The 1,378-nt window shown below is 61.6% G+C and carries 1 protein-coding gene; it reads right to left on the bottom strand.

Going from position 1 to position 1,378, the window contains the following annotated elements:
- Positions 1-210 precede the first annotated feature (210 nt).
- Positions 211-1,378, bottom strand: a 1,168-nt coding sequence (locus A2I95_RS38145) for a class I tRNA ligase family protein (protein WP_291737615.1), incomplete at its 5' end; no start/stop codon positions are given.

Raw genomic sequence — 1,378 nt, 5'->3', positions numbered from 1 at the left:
GCCATATTTTTAAGTCGGCTGAAAACCTACATGGAATTAACGAATTCTTAACCAATTGTATAAAACCGGTCAACATCTAGAGGAATTCAATTTGCCAATACACAAGGCCGCACCCGGAAAAGTGCAGGAAATCCCGCAACAATAGCGCAAAAATGATAACGCCCGGCAATTAAACCGGGCGCCATGCACAAGTCAAAGTTGAAAGCCGGATTATCCCAGCGCGCTATCGCAGCGGCCGCAAACACCCTCATGGACGTGATTGCCCACATCCGGCAGGATTTTCCAGCAGCGCTGGCACTTGCCGCCGTCGGCCTTCTCAAACACCACCGAGACGCCATCCACCTCCGGCATCCGGAAAGCTTCGGCTGGTGCCGGATCACCGGTCAGCAGGATGTCCGAGGTGATGCAGACATCGGCAAAGTTCACCGAGTTCAGCGCCGCCAGCGCCTCGGCGTCGCGCACATGCACCACCGGGGCGGCCTCCAGCGAGGCGCCGATCACCTTGTCGGTGCGCTGCACCTCCAGCGCCGCGGTCACCACCCGGCGCGCCTGACGGATCTTGGACCACTTGGCGGCCAGCGGCTCGTTCAGCCAGTCGGCAGGCGTGTCGGGGATATCCTGCAAGTGGACAGAGCTGCCCTCGCCCGGGTATTTCTCCAGCCAGACCTCTTCCATGGTGAACACCAGGATCGGCGCCAGCCAGGTGGTCAGCCGGTGGAACAGGATGTCCAGCACGGTGCGCGCGGCGCGGGCGTTCAGGGTGTCGCCGTCGCAGTACAGCGCATCCTTGCGGATGTCGAAGTAGAAGGCCGACAGGTCCACGGTGGCAAAGTTGAACACCGCCGAGAACACGCCCTGGAAGTCGAACGACTGATAGCCGCTGCGCACCCGGTGATCGAGTTCGGCCAGGCGGTGCAGCACCCACTGCTCCAGTTCCGGCATGTCGGCGGGCGCGACCCGCTGATCCTCGCTGAAATCCCCCAGCGACCCCAGCATATAGCGCATGGTATTGCGCAGGCGGCGGTAGCTGTCAGCGGTGCCTTTCAGGATCTCCGGCCCGATCCGCTGGTCCGAGGTGTAATCGGTCTGCGCCACCCACAAGCGCAGGATATCCGCGCCATACTGCTGCACGATCTTCTCGGGCACAATGGTGTTGCCCAGCGATTTGGACATTTTCATGCCCTTCTCGTCCAGCGTGAAACCGTGGGTCACCACATTGCGGTAGGGCGCGCGGCCCTTGGTGCCGCAGGCCTGCAGCAAGGACGAGTGGAACCAGCCGCGGTGCTGGTCGGTGCCTTCCATATAAACATCGGCAATGCCGTCCTCGGTGCCGTCCTCGCGGTCGCGCAGCACAAAGGCATGGGTCGAGCCAGAGTCG

It is taken from the genome of Leisingera sp. F5 (assembly GCF_001593695.1).
This window is presented reverse-complemented; position numbering and strand designations above follow the sequence as displayed.